This is a genomic window from Paenibacillus jiangxiensis, assembly GCF_046098255.1.
GTDB lineage: Bacteria > Bacillota > Bacilli > Paenibacillales > Paenibacillaceae > Paenibacillus > Paenibacillus jiagnxiensis.
In genome coordinates this window covers 30,383-45,155 of sequence record NZ_JBJURI010000018.1, presented here as the reverse complement: position 1 = coordinate 45,155, position 14,773 = coordinate 30,383, and the positions used below count along the sequence as shown (strand labels likewise).

Sequence of the window (14,773 nt, the reverse complement as noted above, 5' to 3'; positions counted from 1 at the left end):
TACGAAAACAGACGATTCGGCTGCAACAATTTTTATGGTGCATCCGTCTGTAATATTGCAAGGAGAGGGGGATCCTTTGTGGTAGAGCAGGAGCTCATCAGAGCCGCTCAATCAGGCGATCGCGACGCTCTAATAACCCTTTTAAGAGAAATAGAACAGCATGTATACCGAACAGCATACTACATTCTAAACAATGAACAAGATGCCATGGATGCCGCTCAGGAAGCACTCATTCGAATTTACTCCAAAATTAATTCCTATGAGGAAAAGGCCCAGTTTAAAACATGGGTGCAGCGCATTGTGACCAACATCTGCATCGATAAGTTCAGAAGGAACAAGCCTTCTGTTTCGATCGAAGAGCATGAAATGGTGTTCAGTGATTCGCAGGATGTAGAAGGTGAAGTCCTGTCTCATTATATGGCAAAGGATGTTCGTGAGGCAATTAATCAGCTGCCGGAGCATCACCGGACGGTTATCGTATTGCGATACCTTCAAGATTTCTCATATAACGAAATTGCCGACTCTCTCGATTTGCCTCTCAATACGGTCAAATCTTACTTGTATCGGGCAAGGCAGCAGCTGCAAGGACTGTTACAGGATTACCAGAAAGGTGGTGTATCAGGATGAAGTGTGAAGAGGTGATGGACCTAATGCAGCGCTATGTGGACCACGATCTGGACGAGCTGGAAACGTTCGAACTATTGGACCATGTTGCGGAATGTCCGGCCTGCGCGGAGAAGTTTCAGATACTGCAGGCACTGTCACGGGACCTTGAAGAACTGCCGGCCGTCACTCCAAAGTACAGCCTGGTCGATGCCATTTTGCCGCAGCTAGATGCCATTGATGAGGCGCGCAGGGAGCAGGGCAGCGCGCTTCAGGAGATGAAGCCGGTTACCCTCCAGGGGGCCCCTGGCCGGCAGCGGCAAAGCGAACCACTTCCATGGTGGAAAAGGGCTGCAGGACGCGCGGCGCTCGGGGTAGCGGCAGCGGCGGCAGTTTTGGGAGTCGTAGCGATTACCTATGAGCCCAAGGCAGTGGAGAATGCGGAAATGCAGATGATGGAGGAAAATACCGGGTCAGAAGCGAACACGCATAATGCCAGCGGAGGAGAAGAAGCGGCGAGCGAGCCGGAGCAAGAGCAAACGGATTCCGCAGTGGACAGCAGAACGGGAGCGGAGCCGACTCAGGATAAGTCGGCATCCTCCGGCACCCCCGTGACGGAGGAAATTACACCGGAAGTGCAGGACTCAAAGTCGGATCATGCCGCTAGTGACGAACCAGCTCCATCCATAACCAAGGAAGAGAAGCCAGCTGAGAAAGCCGACAGCTCCACAGACAGTAAAGCCGAATCGCAGAAGAAGCCGCCAGCAGACGATGCCGGTTCTGCGGAAGAAAATAACGCGACCTCAGAAGACGCCTCTTCCAAGCCTGCAGCTGAGAAGGCACCAAAAGCCGAGGAGGCCCCGAAGGCAGAGCAGGCGCCGAAAGCAGGAGACAGTCAGACGGAGCAGGAGCCTGAGTTTCAAACGTTTATCGCTTCATCTAAAGAGAGCGGTCAGCCCGCAGACGATGGCTCCCAGGACACAACAGCTCAAGGAGCGGAGAACAGTACTGGACTGGACAGCACTCTCCAGGAGGAGAAGCTGGCGCCCGCGGACGATCAATCACTGTTGAAAAACCGTGTCCAGAACGATACCTCGGGGGATGCATCGAGTATGGCGATTACGACCCAGCCTGGCAACAATGATGCATTCACTCCGAAAACTTCCGAGCGGCCTGCCACCGAGTCGCCGGACGGCCAGTATATTGTTGAAGTGGAAGGCAAGAAGCTGACCGTGTATAAGCAGTCGGAGGATGGTGCGGAGAAGATCGCCATGGAAGTCAGGACGCTGAACGGTACCTGGGTAGGAGGCAGCTGGTCGGAAGACAGCAAAACGTTCACCTATTCAACGGAGCAGGACGGCACAGTGAGCAACTATATCTACACGGTTCCCCAGGTTACGAAGTAACCGAACCTTTGCCATTTTAAGTGCGTGTTCAAAAAGTCAGGTTTTCAGCACCGAGAAGGTTGAATGAAGCTAGGGACTGAGGAGCGGAGCGTACTTAGGGTACGTGAGCACCGGAAGGCCCGGCTGAATTCAAGATTCGATGTCGAGTCCGCTTCCTGACTTCCTTCGTGATCAAAAGATGACTTTTTGAACTACCTCTTTAAGCATGGCAGCCAGGGCCCTCGTCTCGCGCGGGGGCCTTTGTGCTGCCCCGGGCTTTTCGCGGGTCCAAATATCTGTTAGGATAAATCGGTGGAGGTGAGCCGTGATGGATTTGAAAACAGCAGCGAAAGCGGTCCGGAAAGGCGATATCGCTCCTGTGTATCTGTTGTATGGCACGGAGAAATATCAGATGACGCAGTTCGTGGACATGCTGCAGGAGCACATTATTGAGAAGGAGCACCGCGAGTTCGCCGTCATTCCCTATGATTTGACGGATACTCCGCTTGAAGCGGTCGTGGAGGAAGCGGAGACCGTACCTTTTCTGGTGCCGAAGAAGCTTGTGCTGGTCAGGGACGCAGGGGTATTTACAGCCGGCAAGGACGGCGGAAAAGTGGAGCATCGCCTGGATACGCTTGCCGCTTACATAGAGAATCCCGCAGAATACAGTGTGATTGTATTTATGGTGCATGCAGACAAGCTGGATGAACGCAAAAAAATCGTTAAGCAGATCAAAAATACGGCAGCCGTCATTACTTTCAGCCCGTTAAGCAGCGAGGAGCTGTTATCCTGGGTGGAGAAGCGCGCGGTGGAGCGGCATGTCGCCCTTGAAGCGGGGGCTGCGGCGGCGCTTGTCCGCAATGCCGGAACGGGGCTGCAGGCACTGGCGGCCGAAATCGACAAGCTGTGCCTCTTCGCGGGTGAGGGTGGCACGATCGGTGTGAAGGACATCGATTCACTGGTCGCGCGCAGTACGGAGCAGAACGTTTTTGTCATGGTGGAGGAGCTGGCCAATCTGCGGATGGAGAATGCGCTGTCCATTTTTTACGAGCTGCTGAAGCAGCGAGAAGAGCCGATTAAAATCGCTGCGCTCATCACCCGCCAGTTCCGCATTATTTTGCAGGTGAAGGAACTGGCCCAGCAGAGCTATTCTCAGCAGCAGGTAGCTGGACAGCTTGGGCTGCATCCGTACGCCGTCAAGATTGCGGGCGAGCAGGCCCGCCGCTTCCCTCCGGAGCGGCTGCGCTGGATTTTGAATGAGCTGGCGGAACTGGATTACCGGATGAAAACGGGAGCGGTGGATAAAGTGCTTGGCATGGAGTTGTTTTTTTTAAAGCTTGGCGCACAGACGGTATAAATGAAATCCGTAAAATGCCAAAAAATCCTGATCGGTGCTTCAACCGTTCAGGATTTTTTCTTCAATAGTCGTATTAGAAGCGCTAATTATGCCTGGGCATTCAGAGCGTTCAGTTTTTTCGCCAAGCGGGACTTTTTACGGGCTGCAGCATTTTTGTGGATCAGACCTTTAGTTACAGCCTTGTCCAGCTTAGTGGAAGCGGCTTTGAAAGCAGCTGCTGCAGTTTCAGCTTCGTTATTAGCCAGCGCAGTATCAGCAGCTTTCACTGCAGTACGCAGCGCGGATTTTTGGGAAGCGTTCAACGCACGGCGTTTTTCGCTCGTCTTAACGCGTTTAACAGCGGATTTGATGTTCGGCATTCCATTCACCTCCTGTAAAGGCATTCCTTATGAACACAAACGTTTCACAACTTAAAATATTTTAGCATGGCACAATTGAAAAAGCAATATGAAAAACATTTAGAAAACCCTCCCGAATCAGATACGCAGGGTTTGCATGCATATTACGGCAGCGAGTCCAGCACACTATAGAAAAAGAGAAACTTGAAGGAGGCGTGATGATGGATCTTGATTTGCAAAAATATTCGGTAAGAACGGACCTGGCGATTGAATCCAGGGAATTGGCGGGCCTCGGGCAGCAGCAGCCTATTCCGGGGGTACAGGAGGATGTGGAGGAGCAGGAGGGTATCAGGATCACAAGGCTGAATGTGATGAACGAAGCGGGAGCTCAGCAGATCGGGCGGGTGCAGGGGAATTATGTCACACTGGAAATCCCAAAGCTAAGGGAAGGGGACACCGGGCTGCAGGATCGCGTCTCGTACACTTTCGCCAAAGAAATGGAAGAATTCATACGTAATATAGGCGTTTCCCCTAATGCAAAGGTGCTGGTCGTCGGTCTGGGCAACTGGAACGTCACGCCCGATTCGCTCGGACCGCTGGTGGTGGAGAACCTCATGATCACGCGCCAATATTTTGAATTGATGCCGGATCAGGTGAATCCGGGTTACCGCGAGGTCAGTGCTATAGCCCCGGGCGTTCTTGGCACCACGGGTATTGAATCCAGTGAAATTGTACAGAGCATTGCGGAAAAAACACGTCCTGAGCTGATTATCGCCATTGATGCTCTGGCCTCCAGGTCGCTGGAGCGGATCAACACCACGATTCAGGTAGCGGACATCGGTATCCATCCCGGATCAGGCATCGGCAATAAACGCCGCGGCATCACCAAAGAAATCCTGGGCATCCCCTGCATCGCTATCGGTGTTCCGACCGTATGTTATGCGTCAACGATCGTGAACGACTCCCTGGAAATGATGAAATCCCACTTTGGCCAGGACCCTGCCCGCAGACAAACGATTATGGGAATGCTCAATTCTGTTTCCGAGCAGGAGAGATTGCAGTTGGTGAGAGAAGTGCTGCAGCCGCTTGGTCATGACCTGATCGTCACCCCCAAGGAAGTGGACAAGTTTATTGAAGATATTGCGAATATAATCGCCACAGGGCTGAACGCAGCGCTGCATGAGGCCGTTACTCCGGATAATGTCGCCGCCTACACTCATTAACCTATGATGTTCTTTCTTCTCCCCGCCGATGCAAGGCGGGTTTTTTCTGTTTGTTCGTTCTAGTAATTCCTATCCGTTCATAGAGTTGAAGTATAAGAGATTATCCCAATACGGAAGCTCCGACGGACTTGAAAGGCCGGGCTTCATTGATAGTGAAGGAGGACGGATCTGGAATGGGCAAATTTCAAATCTGGAACATAGGAAAGTGGAAAAGGGGAATGATCCGCGTGATGGCCATGGGCCATACGCTTGTCGTGCTCGTTATAGGGACGGCCCTGTTTTTTGTGGCGCTTGGGCTGGGAGGCATCGCGGAGAACCGTCTGCAATCCTCTCCCGTCTCCTCTATGAAGGGGCTTGCCGCCTCGGTCTCAAGCGCTTTTTTTGCGGACATGCTCGGCATGGAAATTCCCCATCTCAATGAAGACAAGCGGGTCTCCGCCTTCTCGGCGCAGCAGATGACGACTCTCGCGTTCCAACTGCTGACCGGGGTGAATCCGCAGGATCCGAAAAGCCTGGTCGCCAGGGAAATACCGGGCATGGCTGTCGGCAGCCCGGTCCTGCTGCGGAAAGGCTCCGGCAACCGGCTGGTTGAAGCTCCGGAGGATTACCAGCCTGATCCGGGGATTACGGGCTCCGGCGAGATTCCGCCCGCTCCGCCTGGCAAGACGGCAGAAGAGGACCCGTCGGCCGCGCAAGACGATGGAAAAGAGGAAGATGTGCCTTCGAAGGGCAGCGCGTCCAGAAGAACGGACGGGAAACGCATATTAATTTACCACTCTCATCCGCGCGAGGCTTACAATCCGCTTCTGAGCAAAAGCAGCAGCAATCCCAGCTCATCCTCATCGTCCGCCAATGTATCCAAGGTGGGAGAGTTCGTAACGAAACAGCTTGAGAAGCAGGGCATCGGCACCATGCACGTTAACAAGGACTACGTAACGACGGTAAAAGACTATAACTGGAATTATTCTTACAAATATTCACGCCAAACCGTAAAAGAAGCGCTCTCACAAAACGAAGATTTGACCTACCTGATCGACATTCACCGCGATTCCCAGCGCCATGCTAAAACGACAGCAGTCATTGACGGCCTAAGTTATGCCAAAATTTACTTTATCATCGGCCATGACAATAAAAATTGGCGTGAAAACGAAGCCTTCGCCGCCAAGATTCACGAGAAGCTTGAGAAGAAGTATCCCGGCGTGTCGCGCGGTGTCTGGGGCAAGGACGGAGGGGGAGGCAATAACGGTGAGTATAACCAGTCTCTCTCCCCGAACAGTATATTGATAGAAATCGGCGGTATCGATAATACGAAGGAGGAGCTGAAGCGCACGTCCGAGGCCTTGGCCGATATGCTGGCGGAGGTATATTGGGAAGATAACAAGGTGATCAAGGCGGATGCTGCGGATAAAAAAGATAATGAAGCTAAAGAAGTGAAGGAAGCTTCCCCGAAGGTCGCGGACAGTACGGAGAAAAGCAAAGAAGGAGCCAATCAGGCCAGATAGCCTGAAGTCGTGGAAATATGAATCTGAGAAGAGGAGGCGGGGGAATGTCTCGTTTTGGAAGAAGAGCCTTTCTGTTCATCTGTCTGGTCGGATTGGGACTGGTGCTTGGCATGCAGCTCGCAAGCTCCGGGATGCGGACCGTGTACGGACCTTCCTGGGATCAGGCGAAGTCACAGAGTAATACGGGGAATCTTGCACAAACGGTAGTGGAGGATACGCCAGCCGTCCCGCTTCCGCCTGCCCCGTCCATGACGGTGGTGCAGGTGGAAGGGCAGAACGGGGCCGGGTACGGGCAGGTTCAGGCGCAGGGTCAAGGTCAGGGCCAGGCCCAGGCCCAGGCCTCCTTGCAGCAGATGCCACGCACGGGTGAGGCTTCCGTGGATGTTATGGCCGACAAAACGGCAGGTCTGCTGCAGCAGGCGTCGAAGAAGGGGATCGAGTGGGTGGTGTCCCTTTTTGACGGTTTGACGAATTGATGGCCGTGAGGACGAAGAAGGCCATGAAATGGGGATAGGGCTGCCTATCCCTAACTTTTATTACAGGGACATTGATGCGGCCCCGCGCAACTGGTATAATGAAGCGATTGACACTAGGCTTTGTGTGGGGGTAAGGCATGACGGACATTTTAGCGAGACAGAATAAAATTCGTAACTTCAGCATCATTGCACATATAGACCATGGCAAATCGACGCTGGCGGACCGGATTCTGGAGTACACAGGAGCTCTCACATCCCGCGAAATGCAGGAGCAGGTGCTCGACCAGATGGAGCTGGAACGCGAGCGGGGCATCACGATCAAGCTGCAGGCTGTCCGGCTGAATTACAAGGCGGATGACGGCGAGGAGTATATTTTGAACCTGATCGACACCCCGGGGCACGTAGACTTTACGTATGAGGTCTCCCGCAGCCTTGCTGCCTGTGAAGGGGCGCTGCTGGTCGTGGATGCCGCCCAGGGTATTGAAGCGCAGACGCTGGCCAACGTGTACCTGGCGCTTGACAATGACCTTGAAATCCTGCCGGTGATCAACAAGATTGATCTTCCAAGCGCCGATCCGGAGCGGGTGAAGCAGGAGATTGAAGACGTGATCGGCCTGGATACGAGCGAAGCGGTGCTGGCTTCCGCCAAGGCGGGCATCGGCATCAAGGAAATTCTTGAGCAGGTTGTCAAATCCGTGCCTGCGCCGCAGGGAAGCCCGGATAATCCTTTGAAGGCCCTGATTTTCGACTCGCACTATGATCCTTATAAAGGGGTTATCGTGTATGTGCGCGTCGTGGACGGCAAAATCAAGGCAGGCTCCAAAATCAAAATGATGGCTACCGACAAGACGTTCGAGGTCATTGAGGTGGGCGCATTCATGCCGCGGATGACGATCGTGGACGAGCTGAATGTCGGGGACGTAGGTTTCATCGTCGCAGGCATCAAGCATGTCGGCGATACACGTGTCGGTGATACGGTCACGGATGCCAAGAATCCGACTCCCGAGCCGCTGCCGGGCTACCGCAAAATCAATCCGATGGTGTACTGCGGTCTGTATCCCATCGATACATCGGACTACAATGATTTGCGCGAGGCTCTGGAGAAGCTGCAGCTGAACGACGCATCCCTCAGCTTCGAGCCGGAAACGTCCAGCGCCCTGGGCTTCGGCTTCCGCTGCGGCTTCCTCGGTCTGCTGCATATGGACGTTATTCAGGAGCGTATTGAGCGAGAGTTCAACATTCCGCTGATTACGACAGCACCGAGCGTTATTTACCGCATCAAGCTGACGGACGGCTCTGCTATCGAGATTGACAACCCGTCCAACTATCCGGAAATCGGCCGTATCGATTATGTGGAAGAGCCTTATGTAAAGGCTGGGATTATCGTACCTAACGATTACGTTGGAACGGTCATGGAGCTGTGCCAGTCCAAGCGCGGTGAGTATGTGAATATGGAGTACCTCGATACGACGCGAGTGACGATCACTTATGAAATTCCGCTGTCCGAGATCGTATATGATTTCTTCGACCAGTTGAAATCAAGCACCAAGGGCTACGCTTCGTTTGATTACGAGCTGTCCGGATACCGCCAGTCCAATCTGGTGAAAATGGATATTCTGCTGAACGGCGAGCAGGTGGACGCTTTGTCCTTCATCGTTCACCGTGAGCGCGCTTATCACCGCGGCCGCATCATCTGCGAGAAGCTGCGCGAACTGATTCCGCGTCAAATGTTCGAGGTGCCGATCCAGGCCTCTGTCGGAACGAAGGTTGTGGCACGTGAAACGGTTAAAGCGATGCGCAAAAATGTGCTTGCCAAGTGTTACGGCGGCGATATCTCCCGGAAGCGCAAACTGTTGGAGAAGCAGAAAGAGGGCAAGAAGCGCATGAAGCAGGTAGGCAACGTTGAGGTTCCTCAGGAAGCCTTCATGGCCGTCCTGAAAATTGACGAATAAATCTGTTGGCGCAAATAACGTATTATATGTACCTTTATCTAAGGGAAAGCCTGACGGGCTTTCCCTTTTCAAAATATATGGGCTGTTTCCCGGGCCGCTGCTGATGGCCGGACTGCCTGCGCAAGCAAGGAGTGATTTTGGCATGACCCTGTCCACTGGACGCATACAACATTCTTCCGCACCGAAAGCGGTGTATATTCATATCCCTTTTTGTACAAACAAATGCTTTTACTGTGATTTTAATTCCTATGTATTGAAAGATCAGCCCGTGATGGGCTACTTGCAGGCGCTGGAACGAGAAATGGAGCATACGGTCAGACTGAATCCCCCGGGTGAAATCAAGACGATTTTTGTCGGCGGGGGGACACCCACCGTGCTGCAGCCAAAGGAAATGGAATATTTCCTGAAGTCGGTGCGTACTTATTTCCCTGACTGGTCGGGCGATATCGAGTTTTCCATGGAGGCCAATCCGGGAACGACGGATCTGGAGAAGCTGTCTGTCATGAAGGAAGGCGGGGTTAACCGTGTCAGCTTCGGTGTGCAGGCGTTCCAGAATTCGCTGCTGAGCGGTATCGGCCGCATTCATAATACGGATGACGTATACCGCAGCCTGGAGAATGCCCGGGCGGCGGGTCTTACCAATCTGTCCATTGATCTGATGTTCGGCCTGCCGAACCAGACGGTGGATATGCTGGGCGAGAGCATCAGCAGGGCGCTGGAGCTTGAACTTCCTCATTACTCGATTTACAGCCTGAAGGTCGAGGAGAATACGCTGTTCCATACGATGTATCAGAAAAATCAGCTGCCGCTCCCGCATGAGGACGACGAGCTGCAGATGTACCTGCTTCTTATGAGCCGCATGAAACAGGCAGGGTACGTTCAATATGAAATCAGCAATTTTGCCAAGCCTGGGTATGAGAGCCGCCATAACATGACGTATTGGCGTAATGAAGATTATTACGGCCTGGGAGCAGGCGCCCACGGTTATGTGGGGGGACAGCGTCATATGAACATTAAAGGAATCAATCCTTATATCGAAGCTGCGTCCCAAGGACTTCCGCGTCTTGACAGCTTCCCGGTTCCGGCTGCCGAAGCGATGGAGGATTTTATGATGGTAGGGCTGCGCATGGCGGAGGGGGTAACCTCCGAGCGCTTCAAGCGTCAATTCGGCCAGCCGCTGGATGAGGTGTTTGCCCGTCCGCTTGCCAAAATGCTGGATGCCGGACTGCTTGAGCAGACGCCTGCCGGCTACCGTCTGAGCGAGCGGGGAGTTCTGTTCGGCAATGACGTGTTCGGCGAATTTATCGGGTCGGTGGCGGTAAATTCCTAGCTTGCAATCTCATACGCTGTGTTGTATATTTATTCATATCTTTTTACAGCATGGTGCAGGAGGAGAGCGGGATGGCTTCGGTTTGCAAAGAGGTTTTATGCAGAAATGCGGTTCCCGAAGATGTGGAGCCTTTATATCAAATGATCAGCGGCTACGCCGAGCGGGGCATTATGCTTCCACGTTCCCGTGAGGTGCTGAGGCGCCAGCTCGACACGTTCATCGTTGCTGAAGTTGACGGCGAGGTGGTCGGCTGTGGATCTCTTTGCAAGCTCGGTTCGGACCTTGTTGAAGTGCGCTCGCTCGGGATCTCCGAAGGCTACAAAGGCATGGGGATCGGCTCGAAGCTGGTGAACGGATTGATTGAGGAAGCGAAGCGTCAGAATATTCCGAAAATTATGGCGCTTACGTATGAGGTGTCTTTTTTCATTAAAAATGGCTTTGAGGTCGTGAATAAAGAAATCTTCCCTGAGAAGGTTTGGACCGACTGCATACACTGCAGCAAGCAGCATGCCTGCGATGAAATCGCTGTGCTGAAAATGCTGAACTGACCTGGAAATTTCCAGGCCGGTTCGTTTTCTATATTTTTTTGGCCAATGCGTTTAATACTGTTGGAGCAATAATAATGAATCAATACGTCCCAACCTGGGTGTACTGGGATAGGTGCAGTAAAGGTGCCGAACTGACTTGACAATACTCGGGTCGGTTTGGTATTTTTGTATTAATGGTTAGCACTCACAAATGGCGAGTGCTAATGATTTGTTGAAACCATCCTGATCCAGTTTGGACAGCAAGGGAGGAACTCGCATGTTAACCGAACGTCAGAGACTGATTTTGAATGCCATAATCGACGACTATATCCGTTCGGCTGAGCCTGTGGGATCCCGCAGCATATCCAAGAGAAAGGATGTCGGCTTCAGTCCGGCAACCATCCGCAATGAAATGGCGGATCTGGAGGAGCAGGGATATTTGGAACAGCCGCATACATCCGCAGGACGGATTCCGTCACATAAAGGATATCGTTATTACGTCGACCATCTGGTGCCGCTGACCAAGCTGGGGCCGCAGGAGATGCGCGAACTGAAAACCTTTTATGCCGAAAAGCTAAATGAAATGGAACAAGTGATTCAGCATGCATCCAGCATTCTTTCACATATGACGAATTACACTTCCATCCTGCTGGGACCGGAAGTTTTTCATACTTCTTTGCGCCATTTTCAACTGCTCCCGTTGAATGATAATACGGCAGTGGCAATTATTGTCACCAATACCGGGCATGTGGAGAACAGGACGGTTGAACTTCCGCCGGGCATATCGGTTTCCGATATGGAGCGTGTCATTAATATGCTGAACAACAAATTGGTGGGTTCACCGATTTATCAGCTGAAAACGCGCATGCATGCTGCGCTGGGGCAGGAAATGCAGCGTCACGTGTCCCGGTTCGAGGATGTGATCAAGGTGCTGGATTTGGCGTTCGAAGGCGAGTCGGATCATCGGCTCTATTTGAGCGGAGCGACCAATATGCTGACCCAGCCTGAATTCAAAGACGTGGATAAGGTCAAGAATATACTTGATTTATTGTCGGAAACGCCTACCATTCTGAAAATGATGGCACCTGTGCAGGGGGGGCCTGAAGTTCAGGTCCGCATCGGCACAGAGAATGATCACGAGGCTTTTGCCAACTGCAGCCTGATTACCGCAACCTATGCGATTGATGGAGAAGCGCTCGGCACGATCGGCATTCTGGGTCCTACACGTATGGAGTATGCGAGAGTCATCAGCATTTTGGGCATCCTTTCCAAGGATCTGACGAATTTGCTGACAGAACGTTTCAAATAGAACGGGATGATGAGGATCGCAAGTTGCGCCGCTGCACATGTCGTACTACCTTAAGGAGGTGAACATCTTGAAAGATGAACAAACGATTCAGGGAGAGGAACAGCAGCTGAATACGGAGGAGACTCCCGAGGTAAACGGGACTGCTCAGGATACAGCCGGGGAGCCGGTGAATGAGACGGCTTCCGTTGAAGCCGAGGAGGAGAACGGTGAAGCGGCCCGTCTTCGTGCGGAGCTGGAAGAGCAGCAGCAGCGTCTTCTGCGTGTACAGGCTGATTATGATAATTTCCGCCGCCGGACACAGAAAGAGAAAGAAGAGCTTGCGAAATACGCTTCCATGAAGCTGGTTACCGAGCTGGTGCCGGTTGTGGACAACTTCGAACGCGCGCTTGCTACGGCTCCGCAGGGTGCGGAGGCTGAATCCTTCGCCAAGGGCGTAGGCATGATCTTCCGCCAGCTGGAAGGAGTTCTGACCGCTGAAGGAGTAACTGCGATGGAGGCGGTCGGCAAGCCGTTCAATCCGGAATTCCATCAGGCGATTATGCAGGTGGAAAGCGAAGAATATGAAGAGGGCATCGTTGTTGAGGAAGTCCAGAAAGGCTATATGCTGAAGGATAAAGTGCTTCGACCAGCAATGGTTAAAGTAAGCATGTAGGCATTCACGATGCTATACCCCGGATTTTGCGACAAAGTCCATACACATAGACCACAACGGGCATGATGCCCGTGGTACAATCCGAAGGAGGAACATAACGCGTATGAGTAAAGTAATCGGTATTGACTTGGGTACAACGAACTCCTGCGTAGCAGTCATGGAGGGCGGCGAAGCGGTCGTTATCCCGAATCCGGAAGGCGCACGCACAACCCCTTCTGTTGTAGGCTTCAAAAAAGACGGTGAGCGTATTGTCGGTGAAACGGCAAAACGCCAGGCGATCACCAATCCGGATCGTACGATCATTTCCATCAAACGCCACATGGGTACGAATCACAAAGAGGCGATTGACGGCAAAGATTATTCCCCGCAGGAGATTTCGGCGATGATTCTGCAAAAGCTGAAATCCGACGCGGAAGCTTACCTTGGCCAAACGGTAACCCAGGCGGTTATTACCGTTCCGGCTTACTTCAATGACAGCCAGCGCCAGGCAACCAAGGATGCGGGCAAAATTGCCGGTCTTGAAGTGCTGCGTATCGTCAACGAGCCGACAGCGGCTGCTTTGGCATACGGACTTGAGAAGTCCGAGGATCAAACCATTCTTGTATATGACCTCGGTGGTGGTACGTTCGACGTATCCATTCTTGAGCTGGGTGACGGCTTCTTCGAAGTTAAAGCGACCAGCGGTGACAACAAATTGGGCGGCGACGACTTCGACCAAGTCATCATTGACTACCTCGTGAGTGAGTTCAAAAAGGATCAGGGCATTGATCTGAGCAAGGATAAAGCAGCCGTACAGCGTTTGAAGGATGCTGCGGAAAAAGCGAAAAAGGAACTGTCCGGTGTATTGACAACAACGATTTCCCTGCCGTTTATTACGGTTGTGGACGGCGTGCCTCAGCACTTGGAAGTTAACCTCACCCGTGCGAAATTCGAGGAGCTGTCCGCCAACCTGGTTGAGCGTACCCTGGGTCCTACACGCCAGGCCATGAGTGACGCCGGAATGAGCGCCAGCGATATTGATAAAATCGTGCTGGTCGGTGGTTCCACTCGTATCCCTGCCGTTCAGGAAGCGATCAAAAAGCTGACAGGCAAAGAGCCGCACAAAGGCGTTAACCCGGATGAAGTGGTAGCGCTGGGTGCTGCTGTACAGGCTGGCGTTCTGACAGGCGACGTTAAAGACGTAGTTCTGCTGGACGTTACACCTCTGTCCCTCGGCATCGAAACTGCGGGCGGCGTATTCACGAAAATGATCGACCGCAACACGACGATTCCGACAAGCAAATCGCAGGTGTTCTCGACTTATGCAGACAACCAGCCGAGCGTTGAAATTCACGTTCTGCAGGGTGAACGCGAAATGGCTGCCGGCAATAAAACGCTGGGCCGCTTCCAGCTGGGCGATATTCCTCCAGCACCGCGTGGTGTGCCGCAAATCGAGGTTACTTTTGACATCGATGCCAACGGTATCGTAAACGTATCCGCTACGGACAAGGGCACTGGTAAGAGTCAGAAAATCACCATCACTTCTTCCAGCGGTCTGAGCGACGAGGAAGTGGAACGCATGATGAAGGACGCCGAGCTGCATGCGGAAGAAGACAAGAAGCGCAAAGAGCTTGTTGAAGCGAAAAACAGCGCCGACCAGCTGATCTACTCCGTGGACAAAACCATCAAGGACCTTGGCGACAAAGCCGACGCTTCCGAAGTGGAAAAAGCAAACGCGGCGAAAGAGAAACTGCAAAAAACGCTGGAATCCGATAACCTGGAAGAAATCAAAGCAGCAACGGAAGAGCTGAGTGGAATCATTCAGCAGCTGTCCGTCAAGCTGTACGAGCAGGCGGCACAAGCCCAGCAGGAGCAGGGCGAGCAGCCTAAGGAAGGCGGCCGCGATAACGTAGTGGACGCAGATTACGAAGTAGTGAACGAAGACAAGAAGCAGGATTAATAACGGGGCATGATCCGGATTGAGGAGCCTTTTTTTGGCCCGGCTCCGGTAAAGTTCGCCGTTGTATGATATACTGTTCAGAAATACGCATATAACGGGTTGTACATCCACGTTTATGAGGGAAGGTCAAAGCCGGGGCGTCCCGTGCTTTGGCTTTCCTTGTTTTGAGATGATGACTTC

The 14,773-nt window shown here is 52.7% G+C and carries 13 protein-coding genes; 12 read left to right on the top strand and 1 reads right to left on the bottom strand.

Going from position 1 to position 14,773, the window contains the following annotated elements; all coding sequences use genetic code 11:
• The first annotated feature begins 78 nt into the window (after positions 1 to 78).
• The 3 genes from ACI1P2_RS17600 to holA all read left to right on the top strand — a co-directional run bounded on the left by ACI1P2_RS17600 (position 79) and on the right by holA (position 3,345).
• Complete coding sequence (locus ACI1P2_RS17600) at positions 79 to 627, top strand: RNA polymerase sigma factor (RefSeq protein WP_355321156.1); 549 nt, start codon at positions 79 to 81, stop codon at positions 625 to 627.
• Positions 624 to 2,009 (top strand): zf-HC2 domain-containing protein, encoded by a 1,386-nt coding sequence (locus ACI1P2_RS17595; protein ID WP_355321155.1) that lies wholly within the window; start codon positions 624 to 626, stop codon positions 2,007 to 2,009. The genes ACI1P2_RS17600 and ACI1P2_RS17595 overlap by 4 nt, the downstream gene beginning before the upstream one ends.
• 307 nt (positions 2,010 to 2,316) lie before the next feature.
• Complete coding sequence (gene holA, locus ACI1P2_RS17590) at positions 2,317 to 3,345, top strand: DNA polymerase III subunit delta (protein WP_355321154.1); 1,029 nt, start codon at positions 2,317 to 2,319, stop codon at positions 3,343 to 3,345.
• 86 nt (positions 3,346 to 3,431) lie between these two features.
• Here holA and rpsT read toward each other — a convergent pair whose 3' ends face one another.
• Positions 3,432 to 3,704 carry a 30S ribosomal protein S20 gene (gene rpsT / locus ACI1P2_RS17585; RefSeq protein ID WP_305754621.1) on the bottom strand — a complete coding sequence of 91 codons (273 nt, stop codon included), beginning with the start codon at positions 3,702 to 3,704 and terminating at the stop codon, positions 3,432 to 3,434.
• Positions 3,705 to 3,904: 200 nt separating this feature from the next.
• Here rpsT and gpr point away from each other — a divergent pair, with 200 nt between their 5' ends.
• The 9 genes from gpr (at position 3,905) to dnaK (ending at position 14,593) form a co-directional block, all read left to right on the top strand.
• Positions 3,905 to 4,906, top strand: coding sequence for a GPR endopeptidase (gpr, locus tag ACI1P2_RS17580; protein WP_355321153.1), 1,002 nt, complete (start codon positions 3,905 to 3,907; stop codon positions 4,904 to 4,906).
• A gap of 173 nt (positions 4,907 to 5,079) precedes the next feature.
• Positions 5,080 to 6,408 (top strand): stage II sporulation protein P, encoded by a 1,329-nt coding sequence (locus tag ACI1P2_RS17575; protein WP_355321152.1) that lies wholly within the window; start codon positions 5,080 to 5,082, stop codon positions 6,406 to 6,408.
• A 44-nt stretch (positions 6,409 to 6,452) separates the two neighbouring features.
• Positions 6,453 to 6,884 carry a hypothetical protein gene (locus ACI1P2_RS17570; protein ID WP_355321151.1) on the top strand — a complete coding sequence of 144 codons (432 nt, stop codon included), beginning with the start codon at positions 6,453 to 6,455 and terminating at the stop codon, positions 6,882 to 6,884.
• Positions 6,885 to 7,021: 137 nt separating this feature from the next.
• On the top strand, positions 7,022 to 8,836 hold the full coding sequence (gene lepA, locus ACI1P2_RS17565) for a translation elongation factor 4 (protein ID WP_355321150.1): 1,815 nt from the start codon (positions 7,022 to 7,024) through the stop codon (positions 8,834 to 8,836).
• 142 nt (positions 8,837 to 8,978) lie between these two features.
• Positions 8,979 to 10,166 carry a radical SAM family heme chaperone HemW gene (gene hemW, locus ACI1P2_RS17560; protein ID WP_355321149.1) on the top strand — a complete coding sequence of 396 codons (1,188 nt, stop codon included), beginning with the start codon at positions 8,979 to 8,981 and terminating at the stop codon, positions 10,164 to 10,166.
• Between the two features lie 71 nt (positions 10,167 to 10,237).
• Positions 10,238 to 10,714 (top strand): N-acetyltransferase, encoded by a 477-nt coding sequence (locus ACI1P2_RS17555; RefSeq protein WP_355321148.1) that lies wholly within the window; start codon positions 10,238 to 10,240, stop codon positions 10,712 to 10,714.
• Between the two features lie 256 nt (positions 10,715 to 10,970).
• Positions 10,971 to 12,002: a heat-inducible transcriptional repressor HrcA gene (gene hrcA, locus ACI1P2_RS17550; RefSeq protein WP_355321147.1), complete on the top strand. Its 1,032-nt coding sequence runs from the start codon at positions 10,971 to 10,973 to the stop codon at positions 12,000 to 12,002.
• Positions 12,003 to 12,069: 67 nt separating this feature from the next.
• Positions 12,070 to 12,654 (top strand): nucleotide exchange factor GrpE, encoded by a 585-nt coding sequence (grpE, locus tag ACI1P2_RS17545; protein WP_355321146.1) that lies wholly within the window; start codon positions 12,070 to 12,072, stop codon positions 12,652 to 12,654.
• A gap of 103 nt (positions 12,655 to 12,757) precedes the next feature.
• Positions 12,758 to 14,593 (top strand): molecular chaperone DnaK, encoded by a 1,836-nt coding sequence (dnaK, locus tag ACI1P2_RS17540; RefSeq protein WP_355321145.1) that lies wholly within the window; start codon positions 12,758 to 12,760, stop codon positions 14,591 to 14,593.
• The last annotated feature ends 180 nt before the right edge of the window (positions 14,594 to 14,773 follow it).

Coding starts and splice junctions, on each gene's coding strand:
- rpsT (WP_305754621.1), bottom strand. CDS start 3,704: ATGCCGAACATCAAATCCGCTGTTAAACGCGTTAAGACGAGCGAAAAA.
- holA (WP_355321154.1), top strand. CDS start 2,317: ATGGATTTGAAAACAGCAGCGAAAGCGGTCCGGAAAGGCGATATCGCT.
- ACI1P2_RS17595 (WP_355321155.1), top strand. CDS start 624: ATGAAGTGTGAAGAGGTGATGGACCTAATGCAGCGCTATGTGGACCAC.
- ACI1P2_RS17570 (WP_355321151.1), top strand. CDS start 6,453: ATGTCTCGTTTTGGAAGAAGAGCCTTTCTGTTCATCTGTCTGGTCGGA.
- hemW (WP_355321149.1), top strand. CDS start 8,979: ATGACCCTGTCCACTGGACGCATACAACATTCTTCCGCACCGAAAGCG.
- lepA (WP_355321150.1), top strand. CDS start 7,022: ATGACGGACATTTTAGCGAGACAGAATAAAATTCGTAACTTCAGCATC.
- hrcA (WP_355321147.1), top strand. CDS start 10,971: ATGTTAACCGAACGTCAGAGACTGATTTTGAATGCCATAATCGACGAC.
- ACI1P2_RS17555 (WP_355321148.1), top strand. CDS start 10,238: ATGGCTTCGGTTTGCAAAGAGGTTTTATGCAGAAATGCGGTTCCCGAA.
- gpr (WP_355321153.1), top strand. CDS start 3,905: ATGGATCTTGATTTGCAAAAATATTCGGTAAGAACGGACCTGGCGATT.
- dnaK (WP_355321145.1), top strand. CDS start 12,758: ATGAGTAAAGTAATCGGTATTGACTTGGGTACAACGAACTCCTGCGTA.
- ACI1P2_RS17575 (WP_355321152.1), top strand. CDS start 5,080: ATGGGCAAATTTCAAATCTGGAACATAGGAAAGTGGAAAAGGGGAATG.